Raw genomic sequence first — 14,301 nt, 5'->3', positions numbered from 1 at the left:
GGGGGCCAGGGCCGCGGTGTGCGCGGTCGGCGGCACGCGGCCGCGTGCCGCCGACGCGGCTGCTGTTCCTCACCGCGTACCGGGAACTGCGGGGCATGCCACCCACTCGGGCAGCCCCGCGTCGCCGGGGTGCTGGTTGACCAGGTCGCCGGCCGGGTAGCGCTCCCCGGGGTCGTAGCGGGTGACCCACAGGTGCCGCGAGGCGAACGTCGCCCGCCGCCCGATCGAGGACTTCGGCTCGGCGAGCAGCGTGGGCAGGCCCTGCGGGTGCAGGGCGTAGGCCACCGGGCGCCCCAATCGGTTGGTGACCTCGGGGTTCACCACCTGCCAGGTCCGCCCGACGCCGGGGGCAGCGTCCCGCGCACCCTCGGACTCCCTCGTGAGCCGCGTGACGACCGTGCCGAAGGCGTTGCCGTACGCGTTGCCCGTGCCCGGGGCGTCGGCCCGCACGTCGATCTCGTCGACGGCGTTGGTGGTGCCGTCCACGGTCATGTCCAGCCGGGCGCTGAACAGGTGCTGGTGCAGCGGCGCGCCGAGCCCGGGGGCGACCTCGCGCGAGTACGCGGCGGCGTCGTCGGTGTAGGCCGAGGTGAACACCACGCCGGTGGACTTGACCTCCATCTCGATCGTGCCGTCGAGGTAGAGGTACCAGTAGAAGCCGTAGTCGTAGTTGCCCACGGTGACGAACATCGAGATCACCATGCGCCGCTGCCGCCGGGTCTCGGCGGACCCGGTGAACAGGTCGGTGTGCTTCCAGAGGACGCCGAAGTCCTCCTCGTGCATGCAGATCGCGTTCTGCACGGTGCGCGGGCGGCCGTCGCCGTCGGCGAGCACGGCGTCGAGGTAGGTGATCTCGCCGGCGCAGTCGCAGTCCAGCACGAGCGAGTTGGCCTGCTGGCCGAGCAGGTACTCGCCGGTGTCGAAGTAGTTCTGCCAGAACCGGATCGGCCCGGGGTCGGCGTAGGGCACGACCATCTCCGCGATCGAGGCCCGGTAGACGATCGGGCGGTCCTGCATCGCGATCTGGTGCAGCACCAGCCCCTCGCGTACGTCGAACCCGACGCGGAAGGTCCAGCCCTCCCAGGTGACGACGTCGCCGTCGACGCTGAAGCTGGGCCCGTCGGGCTGGGTGATGTCGAGGCGCCGCAGCGTCTCGCGCGGCGGCCCCGTGAACGCCGGGTCGTCGAAGTTGCCCTCCTCGGCGGGCACCGGGAGCACCTCGTGGTCGATCAGCTCCACGACCTTGCGGCCGACCAGGTCGACGTAGGCGACCACGCCATCGATCGGGTGGGCCCACGGGTGGTCCGACGGGCGGTGCTGCAGGAACGACAGCACGCGCAGCAGGCGCTTGCCCCGTTCACCGGGGATGTCGAAGGACCCGGCCGACAGCGGGCACGGGCAGACCAGCGACACGTCGTCGATGCGGCGCTTGGCCATGGCCGCGACCCAGCCCGGGTCGGCCTTGACGATCTCGTCGACCGCGACGAACTCCTCGAGCAGGATCGGCGGCTGCCCGTCGGTCTCGGGATCGAGGTCCCGGACGTCGTCGACCTCGCGGCGCGTGACCGACAGCAGCGCGATCCGGGACCGGCCGGTGGCGCTGTCGAGCAGCATCGCCCGGACCCGTCGGTCCAGCGGGTCGCCGGGGGTGAACGCCAGCACCTCCGCCTTGGGTGGCTCCTCCAGCGACAGCAGGGGGAACCGCGTGGTGTCGGTGACGAGCCCGGCCGCCACCAGCACCTCCCGGGCCGCGTCGATCTCCTCGGCGGTCAGCCGGGACAGCGGGTGGTCGACGACGGCGGCCGGGGCCGCCGAACAGGCGTGGTCGTGGGTCGTGGCCACGAAGCGGGTCCTCTCGTCGTACTGATCAGCTCGGTCGTACGGGTAGTACGGTCGGTTCGCTCGTACGGTCAGCGCCGGATCGTCAGGGAGATCGCGGACACGGCGGACTCGACGCCGTCCACCAGGCTCTTGAGGTCGATCGGCAGCTGCTCGGCCGCCGCGGCGACCGCGCTCCTGACCTCCGCGCGGTCCCGGTCGACGTCGAGGACGCGCTCGACCTCCAGCGCGCGGATGATCCCCGCGAGCGCCGCGCCCGGTACGTCCATCTCCCGCGGCACGCGGAGCATGTGCTCGAGCCGCACCCGCGGCCGGGCGGCCTGCAGCAGGTCGACCGCCGGGAAGCGGTCGGCGGTGCGGCGCAGCAACCGTCGGCCGCCCTGCTCGCGCCGCACGACGCCGTCGGTGACGAGGCCGCGCGCGACGAGCTCGTACACGACGTCGGTGAGCGCCTCCACCCAGCTGCGGACGGTGTGGGCGCTGGGCTGGCGCTGGATGCTCTCGACCACGAAGGCGCCGATCTCGTCGACGCCGGTGCCGCGGGGGTCGGCCACGACGATGCGGTCGTTCTCCATGCCGAGCCGCCGCTCCAGCATGAGGTCGGCGAGCGCCGCGGCGACCAGGCCGCACTTGAGCAGGTCGTGTCCGATCTCGGGCTTGCCGGTGAACGGGTTGTGCAGGATGAGGAACATCCTCCTGGCCAGCGTGTCCTGAACCATCGAGGCCGTCCCCCCGGTTGTGCGTGTACGTCCGGCGATAGTCGCCCGCACTGTAACAATGCGCGGAGTGTGTGCGAGCGAATACGAATAGTGGTCATCTGTAAAAGATGAGGGATGGTACGGTTCCGGCCGCGCCCCGGCGGCGGGCGCGGAACCAGTTCTCTTTCTTCAGGAGCCTGATGTCCTCCGTCCACCAACCGGTCCCGCAGCTGCGCCGTCGCCGGCTCGGCGTCATCCACCTGGTCTTCTTCACCGTGGCGGCGTCCGCGCCGCTCACGGTCCTCGGCGGGGGTGTGACCACCACCTTCGCCGTGACCGGGAACGCAGGCGTCCCGCTGTCGTTCCTCTTGCTCGCGGCGGCGCTCGCGCTGTTCGCCGTCGGATACGCGGCGATGAGCAGGCATGTGGCGAACGCGGGCGCGTTCTACTCCTACCTCTCCCAGGGCCTCGGCCCGAAATGGGGTGTTTCGGGTTCGTTCGTGGCGTTGGTGGCCTACAACACCATTCAGATCGGGCTCTACGGGCTCTTCGGTGCGGGCGTCGCGGATTTCGCGTCGGCCACCTTCGGGCTCGATCTGCCGTGGTGGGTGTGGGGCGGAATCGCGCTGCTGCTCGTGGGCGCGCTCGGCGTGCTGCGTGTCGACCTGAACGCCAGGGTGCTCGCGGTCCTGCTGGTCCTGGAGATCATCGTGGTGGTCCTCTACGACCTGGGCGCGTTCACGCACCCGGCCGGAGGAGCGATCACGGCCACCGGCCTGTCGCCCGCCCAGCTGTTCGTGCCCGGCGTCGGCGCCGTGTTCGCGTTCAGCGTGGCCGGGTTCATCGGGTTCGAGTCGGGCGCGATCTACAGCGAGGAGTGCCGCAACCCGCGGGTCACCGTCGCGCGGGCCACGTTCGTCGCGCTCGGGTTCACCGGGCTGTTCTACGCGCTGTCGGCCTGGGCGATGACCGTGGCCGTCGGCACCGACGGGCTCCAGGCAGCCGCCACCGAGAACGGCCCCGGCCTGGTGTTCGCGGCGCTCGCCGAGCACTGGGGCACCCCGGTGGCCGACGTCGCCAACGTCCTGTTCCTCACGAGCGTGTTCGCCGCGCTGCTGAGCTTCCACAACAGCGTCGCCCGCTACCTGTTCGCGCTCGGTCGCGAGCAGGTGCTGCCGCCCGTCTTCAGCCGGGTGGGGGCGAGCTCCGGCGGCCCGGTCGCGGGCTCGCTGACGCAGTCGGCGCTCGCCGTCGTCGTGCTCGCGCTGTTCGTCCTGGCGGGCACCGACCCGGTGCTGGAGCTGTTCACCTGGTTCAGCGGCATGGCCGCGTTGGGCGTGGTGCTGCTGATGACGGCCACGTCGGTGGCGGTCATCGGCTACTTCCGCCGCCACCCCGAGTCGGCCAGCACCTGGCAGCGCCTGGTCGCGCCCGCCGCGGCGACCGTGGTGCTCGGGTCGCTCGTCGCACTGCTGATCGCCAACTTCGACGCGCTGCTGGGCACCGACCCCGGCTCGCCGCTGCGCTGGGTCCTTCCCGGGCTGGTGCTGCTCGCCGGCGTGCTCGGCGCCGTGTGGGGGCTGGTGCTGCAGCGCACCCGCCCGGGCGTCTACCGCCGGATCGGCCAGACGGCGATGGCTCCCGAGGTGCTCGAGCCCAAGATCGAGCTGGCCACCCCGCCGCGCTGAGGGCGGGGGTGGGCGGCCGTGGCTACGCGGCCGTCCACCCCGCGTGGTTGCTCCACGCCTGCAGCTGCAACCCGCTCGTGAATCGGCGCGCCCGCCCGCTGACGGGGTCGACGAACTCGAGGGTGGAGGCGAGCAGCTGCAGGGGGCGGGTGAAGTCGCCGAGCGGCTTCTCGGTGAGCACCGGGTAGAAGTCGTCGCCGAGGATCGGCACCCCCAGCCCGCTCATGTGCAGCCGCAGCTGGTGGGTGCGGCCGGTGAGCGGCGTGAGGCGGTACCGGCCCAGTCGCGACCCGTCCGACCCGGTGCGGTGCTCCAGCAGCTCCACGTGCGTCTCCGCGTTCGGCTCGCCGGGCTCCTCCCGGGCGCAGATGATCCCGCGCTCCTTGACGATGCGGCTGCGGACGGTACGGGGGAGCGCGAGCGCCGGGTCGTACGGCGCGATCGCCTCGTAGGTCTTGCGCACCCGGCGGTCGCGGAACAGCGTCTGGTAGGCCCCGCGGTGTTCCGGGCGGAGCACGAACATCAGCAGCCCGGCGGTGACCCGGTCCAGCCGGTGCGCGGGGCTGAGCAGGGGGAGGCCGAGCTCCCGGCGCAGACGCACCAGCGCGGTCTCCACGATGTGCTGCCCGCGCGGGATCGTCGCGAGGAAGTGCGGCTTGTCCACGACCAGCAGGTCGTCGTCGCGGTGCAACACCTCGATCGGGAACGGCACCGGCACCTCGTCGGGCAGGTCCCGGTGGAACCAGACGAACGACTCCGGGACGAACGGCGCGTCCGGCGAGAGCGGCCCGCCCGAGTCGACGATCCGCTGCTCGCGCAGCATCGCGTCGATCCGCGCCGGCTCGACGCGCGGCAGCCGCTCGACGAGGTGGTCGCGCATGGTGGCCCACGACGTCTCCGCGGGCGTGCGCAGCCGGACCGCGTCGAGCCCGTGCCGCTGCGGCAGCGGGGACCGGAGCTTGCGTCTCACTCCGGAGAGCCTACGGGGGCGGTCAGAGCGCGGCGCGGATCCCGGCGAGGATGTCGGCGGTGCGCTCCGGGGGCTGCACCTGCGCGCACAGCCGGTCCATCACTGCGGCGTAGTGCTCCACGTCGGCGCGCTTGTCGAGGTAGAGCGCGCTGGTGAGCTGCTCGAGGTAGACGATGTCGGGCAGGTCGGGCGCGGCGAAGCGCAGGATGACGAACGGACCCCCGGCGGCGGCGTGGCCGCCGAAGTCCAGCGGTGCCACCTGCAGCGCCACGTTGGGCAGGTCGTTGACCTCGAGCAGGTGGGTGAGCTGGTCCCGGGCGAGCGCGGGGCCGGCCAGCGACCGGCGCAGCGCGGCCTCGTCGATCACCGCCCACAGCGTGGGGCCGCCCGTCGTGGTGAGCACCTCCTGGCGCCGCACCCGCAGCTCGACGCGCCGTTCGATCTCCTCCTCGTCGTTGTAGGCGAGCCGGGTGACGGCGCGGGCGTAGTCGCGGGTCTGCAGCAGCCCGGGGATGAACTGCACCTCGTAGGTGCGGATCACCGATGCTGCCTGCTCGAGGCCGATGTAGGTCTCGAACCAGTTCGGGAGCAGGTCGGCGTAGCGGTGCCACCAGCCGGGCGCGTTGGCCTGGCGGGCGAGGGTGAGGAACTCGTCGCGCTCGCCGGCGTCGACGACCCCGTAGAGCGTGAGCAGGTCGGCGATGTCGCGTTCCTTGAACCCGACGCGCCCCAGCTCCAGCCGGCTGATCTTCGCGGGCGAGGCCCTGATGGCCTCGCCCGCCGCCTCCCGCGTGACCCCGGCGGCCTCCCGGCGGCGCCGCAGCTCGCCGCCCAGGCCGATGCGCAGAACGGTGGGCCCGGTGGCGGTCGGCCGGGCCGGCGCGGCGCCGCCCGCGGCGTCATGGCTGGGCACGGCGTTCATGCTCTCTCCCGATCGTCCGCCGGACGTGACCGTGTTCACACGGTAGTTACTCGTTCACTCTGCCGTGCAGAAGCGCCGCAAGCAACTGCCACGAACGAGTGCACGGGCATCTGCACGTGCGTCACCGCGCGAGGTCGTCGAACTCGCCCTCGCGGACCCCGTCGATGAAGGCGGCGATGGCCGAGCGCGTGTAGACGAGGGTGGGCCCGGCCGGGAACCGGGAGTTGCGGACCGCAACGCCCCCATCTGCGAGTTCGGCGAGCTCGACGCAGTTGCCGCTGGGGTTGCTGGCCGTGCTCTTGCGCCACTGGAGGTCGCCGAAACCGGAATGCACGTGCAGATGCTCGTTCAGATGCACTTGCGCACGCAAGCCGGAAAGGACACGATCGTGTTGCAGCGCCGCGCCCAACCGGGTGACGGCCTTCGATAGCTGATCGACGAGGGGGAGCGATGAGTTACTCCTGGGGGGCGGCCCGCGTACCTGCGGGCACCGGCGGCTTCCGCGCGGGCCACCGCACGCTCGGCGGCGAGCACGGCATCCCGGACCACCGGCGTGACGGGGCCGCCCTGGGCGGCGAGCGCCCGAGCACGGAGCGGCAGGACGCCGCCGCTCAGCTGGCCCCGATGGTCGGCGTCTGGCAGCGCCTCCTCACGCTGCACGTGCCCGATCGGGCGGGACGCTGCCGCACCTGCACGAAGGGCGGCACGGGTCTGCCGTCCACCCCGTGGCCCTGCTCGATCCACGGCATCGCGGAGATGGCCCGCAGGCACCACCACGGCCAGCTCGCCGGGTAGGAGCACCCCGGGGCCTCAGGCGCGTCCGGTGGGCGGTTTCCGGCTGCCCGCCGCGAACGGCTTCGGCCATTCCGCGCCCGGGCCCGTGTACCCCTGCTCGGCGGCCGCGTGCAGCGTCCAGTGCGGGTCGTAGAGATGCGGCCTCCCCAGCGCACACAGGTCGGCTCGGCCGGCGAGCAGGATCGAGTTGACGTCGTCCCAGGAGGAGATCGCGCCGACAGCGATGACCGCCGTCCCGAGCTCGCGCCCCATCTCGTTGCGGATCCGGTCGGCGAACGGCGTCTGGTAGCTGCGCCCGAACGCCGGCTTCTCCGCGGCGACCACCTGCCCGGTGGAGACGTCGATCCCGTCCGCGCCGTGCTCGGCGAAGGCGCGCGCGATGGCGACGGCCTCGTCGGAGCTGGTGCCTCCCACGTGCCAGTCGGTGGCCGAGATCCGGACGGTGACGGGGCGCTCGGCGGGCCACGCCGCGCGGACGGCGTCGAACACCTCCAGCGGGTAGCGCAGCCGCCCGGTCAGGTCACCGCCGTACCGGTCGGTGCGGGCGTTGGACAGCGGCGACAGGAACGACGACAGCAGGTAGCCGTGCGCGCAGTGCAGCTCCAGCACGTCGAACCCGGCCCGGGCCGCCCCATGGGCGGCCGCGACGAACTGGTCCCGGATCGCGGCGAGGTCGGCCGCGGTGAGCTCGCGCGGCACCGCACCCGCGGGCGAGTAGGGGATCGGTGACGGGCCCACGACGTCCCAGCCGCCCTCGGGCAGCGGCTCGTCCATGCCCTCCCACATGAGCTTGGTGGAGCCCTTGCGGCCCGAGTGCCCGAGCTGCACGCCGATCTTCGCGCCGGTGTTCGCGTGGACGAAGTCGATCACCCGCGTCCACGCCGCCTCCTGCTCACGGGTGTAGAGGCCCGTGCAGCCGAGGGTGATCCGGCCCTCGGGGGACACGCAGACCATCTCGGTCATCACCAGCCCCGCGCCGCCGAGCGCCTTGCTGCCCAGGTGGACGAGGTGGAAGTCACCGGGCAGCCCGTCCTGCGCGCTGTACATGTCCATCGCGGAGACGACCACGCGGTTGCGCAGCGGCAGCGACCCGAGCCGGAACGGCTGGAACATCGGCGGGCCTGCGTCCGGCTCGCCGATGAACCACCGCTCGGTGGCGGCCACGAACCCCGGATCGCGCATCCGCAGGTTGTCGTGGGTGATCCGGCGGCTGCGCGTGATGATGTTGAACGCGAACTGCTGCGGGTGCTGGTGCACGTAGTGGCCGATGTCCTCGAACCACTCCCGGCTGGCGTGGGCCGCGCGCTGGGTGGACGCCACCACCGGGCGGCGCTCGTCCTCGTACGCGGCCAGCGCCGTCTCCAGGTCGGCGTGCTCGGCGCCGTGGTCGCGCAGCGCCGCGGCGAGCGCGAGGGCGTCCTCCATCGCGAGCTTCGTGCCGGAGCCGATGGAGAAGTGCGCGGTGTGGGCGGCGTCGCCGAGCAGCACCACGTTGCCGTGCCGCCACGTCGCCGTCGTGACCGTCGGGAAGGTGAGCCAGCGCGAGTTGTTGCCGATCAGCTTCGCGCCGTCGAGGAGGTCGGCGTAGAGCTCGGCGACCGCGGCGATCGAGGCCTCGTCGTTCTCCCCGGGCGCCAGGTCGAGCGCGGCGACGGGCCCGAAGGCGCGCTGCCACACGTCCTCGTGCATCTCCACGATCACCGTGCTCGCGCCGGGGCCGTAGGGGTAGCCGTGCAGCTGCACCACCCCGTGCGGCGTCTCGCGCACGTCGAAGGTGAAGGCCCCGAGCACGCGGTCGGTGCCCAGCCACATGTAGCGGCTGCGGCCGTGCTCCACCGTCGGGTCGAACGCCTCGGCGCAGGCGGTGCGGGTGCGGGAGTTGGCCCCGTCGGCGGCGATCACGAGGTCGTGGGACGCCCGGAGCGCGGCCAGCTCGGGGGCGGGCGTGCGGAAGTGCACGACCACACCGGCCTCGGCGCAGCGGCGCTGCAGGATCGCCAGCAGCTCCTTGCGGCTCATCGCGGAGAACCCGTGCCCGCCCGAGGTGATGACCTCGCCCCCGTAGTGGACGTCGATGTCGTCCCACCGCGCCGCGTGGCGCTGCATCTCGGCGTACACGGCCGGGTCGGCCTGCTCGATGCCCCCGAGCGTCTCGTCGGAGAACACCACCCCGAAGCCGAACGTGTCGTCGGCCGCGTTGCGCTCCCACACCGTGACGTCGTGGCCCGGGTCGTGCCGTTTGACCAACGCCGCCGCGTACAGGCCGCCCGGGCCGCCTCCGATCACCGCGATCCGCATGCTCACCTCCCCGCCGCGCGGTCGCGCAGCACGAACCGCTGGAGCTTCCCGGTGCTCGTGCGCGGCAGATCGGGCACGAACTCGACGATCCGCGGGTACTTGTAGGGCGCGATCGTCTGTTTGACGAAGTCCTGCAGGGCGGCGGCGTCGCGCTCGGCGCCGTCGCGCAGCACGACGTAGGCGGTGACGAGCGCGCCGCGCTCGGCGTCGGGCGTGGCGACGACGCCGCAGTCCACCACGTCGGGGTGGGCCAGCAGCGCCTGCTCGACCTCGGGCCCGGAGATGTTGTAGCCGGAGGAGACGATCATGTCGTCGCTGCGGGCGAGGTAGGTGAAGTAGCCGTCGCCGTCGCGCACGTAGGTGTCGCCGGTGTGGTTCCAGCCGTGCCGCACGTAGACCTGCTGCCGGTCGCCGTGCAGGTACCGGCAGCCGGTGGGCCCCTGCACGGCGAGGTGGCCGGGCGTCCCGTCCGGAACCGGGTTGCCGTCGTCGTCGAGCACCGCGGCCCGGTAACCGGGCACCGCGCGGCCCGTGGCGCCCGGGCGGATGTCGTCGTCGGCCGCGGAGACGAAAACGTGCAGCATCTCGGTGGAGCCGATGCCGTCGATGATCTTCAGGCCGGTGGCGTCGTGCACGGCGTGCCAGACGCTCGCCGGCAGGGTCTCGCCCGCCGACACCGCCCGGCGCAGTCCGCGGAGCCGGTCGGCCTTGCCGGCGCCGACGATCGCGCGGTACGCCGTGGGCGCGGTGAACAACACGGTGACGCCGTGCTCGGCGACCGCGTCGGCGAGCTGCGGCGGCGTCACGCGGTCGAGCAGTACGGTGCTCGCGCCGGCCCGCAGCGGGAACACGACGAGCCCGCCGAGGCCGAACGTGAACGCGATCGGCGGCGTGCCGCTCACGACGTCGGAGGGCTCGATGCGCACGACGTGCCGGGAGAAGGTGTCGGCGATGGCGAGCACGTCGCGGTGGAAGTGCATCGTGGCCTTGGGGCGGCCGGTGGTGCCGGAGGTGAACGCGAGCAGGGCCACGTCGTCGCTCGCCGTCGGGACCGGGCGGAAGGTGCCGTCCTTCGTGGCCCCGTCCGTGGCAGCACAGCGGCCGGTCAACTCGGCGTCGCCCGCGTAGGCGACCACCGGCAGGTCGGGTAGCTCGCCGGTGAAGCCGTGGTGGGCGAGCGCGAGCGACGGGCGCGCGAGCTCGGCGATCGCCTCCAGCTCGGCGCGGCGCAGCATCGGCATCGTGGCGACCGCGACGCCGCCCGCCAGCAGCACGCCGAGCCAGCAGGCGACGAGCCACGGCTCGTTCGGCCCGCGCAGCAGCACGCGGTTGCCCGGAACGAGCCCGAGGTCTCCCGCGAGCACGGCGGCGACCTGGTGGGCGCGCCGGCGCAGGTCGCCGTAGGACCACTCCTCGCCCGAACCGCGGACGCACGGGCGGTCGTCCGGCGGACCGGTGAGCAGCGCCTGCGCCGCGTTCAGCTGCGCGGGGTACTGCAGTTCCGGAAGGTCGAACAGCAGCTGCGGCCACTGCTCGCGGGGCGGCAGGTGGTCGCGGCAGAACGGGTCGACGTGGGCGCTGGCCATGGGCGGCACCTCCGTCCCCGAGTATGCCGCTGCTGTGACGTGAGTCAAGGCAGCGCGATATCGTTCCCGCGTGAGCACCGCCGTCGAGCTGGAGCCGCGGCAGCCCCGGCAGCTGATCGTGAGCCTGTACGGCCTGTACGGGCGCGCCGGCGACGGGCGGCTGTCGGTGGCCGCGCTGGTGCGGCTGATGGCCGGGCTGGGCGTGGACGAGCCCGCCGTCCGGTCGTCGATCTCGCGGCTCAAGCGCCGGGGCCTGCTGGCCGCCGACCGCCGCGACGGCGCCGCCGGGTACGTCCTCACCCCGGACGCCCGCCAGATCCTCGCCGACGGCGACGCGCGGATCTTCGGCAGGCGCCGTGCCACCGCGGCCGACGGCTGGGTGCTGGTGGTGTTCTCGGTGCCCGAGTCGGAGCGGGAGAAGCGCCACACCCTGCGCACGCGGCTAGCGCGCCTCGGCTTCGGCACCGCCGCACCGGGCGTGTGGGTGGCGCCCGGGCACCTCGCCGACGAGGCCGTCGACGTGCTGGAGCGGCTCGGACTCGACGGTTACGTGCAGCTGTTCCGCGGCGAGGCGTTCGGCGACGTCACCGCCCGCGTGCGGGACTGGTGGGACCTCGACGCCCTCCGCGTCCGCTACGCCGCGTTCCTCGCCGAGTACACCCCGGTCCGGACGCGCTGGGCGCGCCGGCGGACCGCGGACCCGGCCCGGGCCTTCGCCGACCATGTCCGGCTCGTCACCGACTGGCGGCAGCTGCCCTACGCCGACCCCGGCCTGCCGCTGGAGCTCCTCCCGCCGCGGTGGAACGGCCTCCGCGCCGAGGAGCTGTTCGCGGATCTGGCCGCTCGGCTGGCGGCGCCCGCGGAGACGCACGCGCGGGAGCTGATCGAGGGCTGACCGACGCTCACGGGTGGGGTGCGCCTTGGGCTGGGCGTGTCCGTGCGCCCCGTTTCGGCCGGTGCGCCCCGTCGACGGGGGCATGGGCGGGGACGGGGTGCGTGGGCGGGGACGCTACGCGGCGGGGATCAGCGCCGCGCCTTGCAGCTCGACGAGCGCCTCGGCGTCCCAGAGCCGGGCGACGCCGATGCCCGCCGTCGCCGGGTATTCCCGTCCGGCCAGGCGCCGCCAGACGGCGCCGATGTCGCGGGCGTGGGCGCGGTAGTCGTCCATGTCGACGATGTAGATCGTCAGCTGGGCGAGGAGTTCGGGTCCGCCGCCCGCGGCCCGCAGGGCGACGAGCAGGTTGGCCAGGGCCTGCTCGAACTGGGCCACCACGCCGCCGGGGACGACGCGCCCGTCGGCGTCGGTGCCGGTCTGGCCGGCAAGGAACACCGTGCGTCCGGTGCCGGCGACGGCGTGGGCGAAGCCGGACGGGCGGGCGAGCTCCGGAGGGTCGATCCGCTCGAGGGTCACGACTGCACCGCCCCGCCGTCGACGTTGATCCCCTGCCCGGTGATCGCGGCGCTCGCCACGCAGAGCAGCACCGCGTCGGCCACCTCGTCGACGGTGACGAGCCGCCCGGTGGGCTGCCTGCGCTCCAGCGCCGCCCGGGCCTGTTCGACGCTGCGGCCGGTGGTGGCGGCGATCGACGCGATGGTGCCGTCGGTCATCGGGGTGTCGACGTAGCCGGGGCAGACGGCGTTCACCGTGACGCCGGTGGCAGCCAGCTCCTGCGCTGCCGACCGGACGAGCCCGAGCAACCCGTGCTTGCTCGCCGTGTACGCCGCGATGTAGGGCTCGCCGCGCTTGGCCGCCACCGACGCGACCGCGACCACCCGGCCCCAGCCGGCGTCCACCATCGCCGGGATGGCGCGGCGCAGCATCCGGAACGGCGCGGTGAGGTTGAGCTCCAGCATCCGCTGCCAGTCGGCGTCGGTGATCCGGGGCAGCGGCGCGGACGTCCCCGCCCCGGCGTTCAGCACGAGCACCTCCACCGGGCCCCACGCGCGCTCGACCTCGCCGAACACCCGCTCGGCCGCGTCGGCCGCGGTGACGTCGGTCGGCACGGCCAGCGACGGCCCCGGCAGCTGCGCCGCGAGCGCCTCGAGCTCGTCGCCGGAGCGGGCGGTCAGGGCGACGCGGTGACCGTCGGCGGACAGGCGCCGCGCGACCGCGGCCCCGATCCCGCGTCCGGCCCCGGTGACCAGGCAGGTTCGCGCGTCCATCACCGCAGAGCTTGTCAAGCGGCGGTGACGACCGTCAACATCGCGACATGCGGATCGACGAGTTCACCGACATCGGCTACGCCGTCGAGGACGACAACCACGCCGTCATCACGATCGACCGCCCGGAGCGGATGAACTCCTTCCGCGGCCGCACGGTCGACGAGCTGATCGCGGCGTTCAAGCACGCCTGGGCCGACCCGCGGGTCGCCGCGGTGATCCTCACGGCGACGGGGGAGCGGGCCTTCTGCACCGGTGGCGACGTGAAGGAGCGTGCCGAGACCGGCGGCTACGGCGAGACCGAGTGGGGCACGTTCGAGATCGAGCGGCTGCACCGGATCATCCGCGACATCCCCAAGCCCGTGATCGCCGCCGTCAACGGCATCGCGATCGGCGGCGGGCACGTCCTGCACGTGCTGTGCGACCTGACGGTCGCCGCGGAGCACGCGACGTTCGCGCAGGCGGGGCCGCGGGTCGGCTCGTTCGACGCCGGCTTCGGGTCGGCCTACCTCGCCCGCGTGGTGGGGGAGAAGCGGGCGCGCCAGATCTGGTTCCTGCTCGACCGCTACGACGCCGTCACCGCCGAGCGCTGGGGGCTGGTCAACGAGGTCGTCCCGGCCGCGGAGCTGCTGGACACCGCCCGGGCCTGGGCCCGCAAGATCGGCTCCTACTCGCCGACGGCGCTGAAGTTCCTCAAGCACTCCTTCAACGCCGACTCCGACCACATCAGCGGCATCTCCCACCTCGCCTTTGACGGGCTCGAGGAGTTCGCGCACGGGGAGGAGGGCATGGAGGGGGCGCGGGCGTTCGCGGAGAAGCGGCCGCCGGACTTCTCCCGGTTCCGCTGACGCGAAGCGTCTGCGACGAACGCGGAACCGACAGCCTGCGCCAGGGTTCGGCCCGGAGCAAGAAAGCGCTAGCCTTCCTCCATGAGCAGTCGCAGCGACGTGCACCAGCTGGTCGACCAGCTCGACGAGGATGGCCTGGACGAGGCCGCAGCGGTATTGCGCAGGATGGTGCAGCGGGGATCCGAGGACCGCTCCGATCGCCCACGGCGGCATTTCCGGTTCGCGGGCAAGATGTCCGCGGAACCCGAACTCGCCGCGCGATCAGGTGCCATCCTGCGGGATGAGCTCGGCCGGGGCACGTGATCCTGGTCGACACGGGGCCGCTCGTCGCCGTTGCCAATGACCGGGACGACGCCCATGTTGCATGCATGGAGGCCTATTCAGCCGCCAAGTAGAAGTGCAGTCCGATAACCGCCGAGATCGTCGTGTCGAACGTCGCCAGCGGCCGCCGGTAGTCGGTGTGCATGATGCGCCAGGTCTTAAAGTTTGCGATCACC

The 14,301-nt window shown here is 73.1% G+C and carries 14 protein-coding genes; 5 read left to right on the top strand and 9 right to left on the bottom strand.

Translation table 11 applies throughout. The annotated features are described in order from the left end of the window. Positions 1–69: 69 nt before the first annotated feature. Together KME75_RS33730 and KME75_RS33725 are read right to left on the bottom strand one after the other, a co-directional pair. Positions 70–1,842 (bottom strand): primary-amine oxidase, encoded by a 1,773-nt coding sequence (locus KME75_RS33730; protein ID WP_219418998.1) that lies wholly within the window; start codon positions 1,840–1,842, stop codon positions 70–72. A gap of 68 nt (positions 1,843–1,910) precedes the next feature. Beyond that, positions 1,911–2,558 carry a GOLPH3/VPS74 family protein gene (locus tag KME75_RS33725; RefSeq protein WP_219418997.1) on the bottom strand — a complete coding sequence of 216 codons (648 nt, stop codon included), beginning with the start codon at positions 2,556–2,558 and terminating at the stop codon, positions 1,911–1,913. 179 nt (positions 2,559–2,737) lie between these two features. On the opposite strand from KME75_RS33725, the gene KME75_RS33720 reads away from it, so the two are divergent. Then, the gene (locus tag KME75_RS33720) at positions 2,738–4,225 is read left to right on the top strand and encodes an APC family permease (RefSeq protein ID WP_246633355.1); all 1,488 of its coding nucleotides are present in this window, start codon (positions 2,738–2,740) and stop codon (positions 4,223–4,225) included. Between the two features lie 22 nt (positions 4,226–4,247). Here KME75_RS33720 and KME75_RS33715 read toward each other — a convergent pair whose 3' ends face one another. The 3 genes from KME75_RS33715 to KME75_RS33705 all read right to left on the bottom strand — a co-directional run bounded on the left by KME75_RS33715 (position 4,248) and on the right by KME75_RS33705 (position 6,475). Continuing rightward, positions 4,248–5,195: an RluA family pseudouridine synthase gene (locus KME75_RS33715; protein WP_219418995.1), complete on the bottom strand. Its 948-nt coding sequence runs from the start codon at positions 5,193–5,195 to the stop codon at positions 4,248–4,250. 22 nt (positions 5,196–5,217) lie between these two features. Next, positions 5,218–6,117, bottom strand: coding sequence for a Sco1979 family transcriptional regulator (locus KME75_RS33710; RefSeq protein WP_219418994.1), 900 nt, complete (start codon positions 6,115–6,117; stop codon positions 5,218–5,220). Between the two features lie 121 nt (positions 6,118–6,238). Then, entirely contained in the window at positions 6,239–6,475 is a 237-nt protein-coding gene (locus tag KME75_RS33705; RefSeq protein ID WP_219418993.1) for a DUF397 domain-containing protein, read from the bottom strand. A 92-nt stretch (positions 6,476–6,567) separates the two neighbouring features. Here KME75_RS33705 and KME75_RS33700 point away from each other — a divergent pair, with 92 nt between their 5' ends. Further along, on the top strand, positions 6,568–6,912 hold the full coding sequence (locus tag KME75_RS33700; protein ID WP_219418992.1) for a hypothetical protein: 345 nt from the start codon (positions 6,568–6,570) through the stop codon (positions 6,910–6,912). Between the two features lie 15 nt (positions 6,913–6,927). On the opposite strand, the gene KME75_RS33695 is transcribed toward KME75_RS33700, so the two are convergent. Then, the gene (locus KME75_RS33695) at positions 6,928–9,210 is read right to left on the bottom strand and encodes a bifunctional salicylyl-CoA 5-hydroxylase/oxidoreductase (RefSeq protein ID WP_219418991.1); all 2,283 of its coding nucleotides are present in this window, start codon (positions 9,208–9,210) and stop codon (positions 6,928–6,930) included. 2 nt (positions 9,211–9,212) lie between these two features. Then, positions 9,213–10,796: an AMP-binding protein gene (locus KME75_RS33690; RefSeq protein ID WP_219418990.1), complete on the bottom strand. Its 1,584-nt coding sequence runs from the start codon at positions 10,794–10,796 to the stop codon at positions 9,213–9,215. A gap of 70 nt (positions 10,797–10,866) precedes the next feature. Between KME75_RS33690 and KME75_RS33685 the strand changes: the two genes are divergently transcribed. Continuing rightward, a complete protein-coding gene (locus KME75_RS33685; protein WP_308283320.1) occupies positions 10,867–11,691 on the top strand; it encodes a PaaX family transcriptional regulator in 825 nt (274 codons plus the stop codon). Positions 11,692–11,805: 114 nt separating this feature from the next. On the opposite strand, the gene KME75_RS33680 is transcribed toward KME75_RS33685, so the two are convergent. Together KME75_RS33680 and KME75_RS33675 are read right to left on the bottom strand one after the other, a co-directional pair. Beyond that, positions 11,806–12,207 (bottom strand): RidA family protein, encoded by a 402-nt coding sequence (locus tag KME75_RS33680; RefSeq protein WP_219418989.1) that lies wholly within the window; start codon positions 12,205–12,207, stop codon positions 11,806–11,808. Beyond that, positions 12,204–12,959, bottom strand: a complete 756-nt coding sequence (locus KME75_RS33675) for an SDR family NAD(P)-dependent oxidoreductase (protein WP_219418988.1) — start codon at positions 12,957–12,959, stop codon at positions 12,204–12,206. The genes KME75_RS33680 and KME75_RS33675 overlap by 4 nt, the downstream gene beginning before the upstream one ends. Positions 12,960–13,006: 47 nt before the next feature. Between KME75_RS33675 and KME75_RS33670 the strand changes: the two genes are divergently transcribed. Both KME75_RS33670 and KME75_RS33665 read left to right on the top strand, forming a co-directional pair. Beyond that, entirely contained in the window at positions 13,007–13,804 is a 798-nt protein-coding gene (locus KME75_RS33670) for an enoyl-CoA hydratase-related protein (protein ID WP_219418987.1), read from the top strand. An 81-nt stretch (positions 13,805–13,885) separates the two neighbouring features. Continuing rightward, on the top strand, positions 13,886–14,107 hold the full coding sequence (locus KME75_RS33665) for a hypothetical protein (protein WP_219418986.1): 222 nt from the start codon (positions 13,886–13,888) through the stop codon (positions 14,105–14,107). The last annotated feature ends 194 nt before the right edge of the window (positions 14,108–14,301 follow it).

The sequence above is a fragment of the Pseudonocardia nigra genome (genome assembly GCF_019396355.1).
GTDB classification, from domain to species: domain Bacteria; phylum Actinomycetota; class Actinomycetes; order Mycobacteriales; family Pseudonocardiaceae; genus Pseudonocardia; species Pseudonocardia nigra.
Note: the sequence above shows the minus strand (reverse complement) of the source record. Positions and strands in the feature narration are given on the sequence as shown.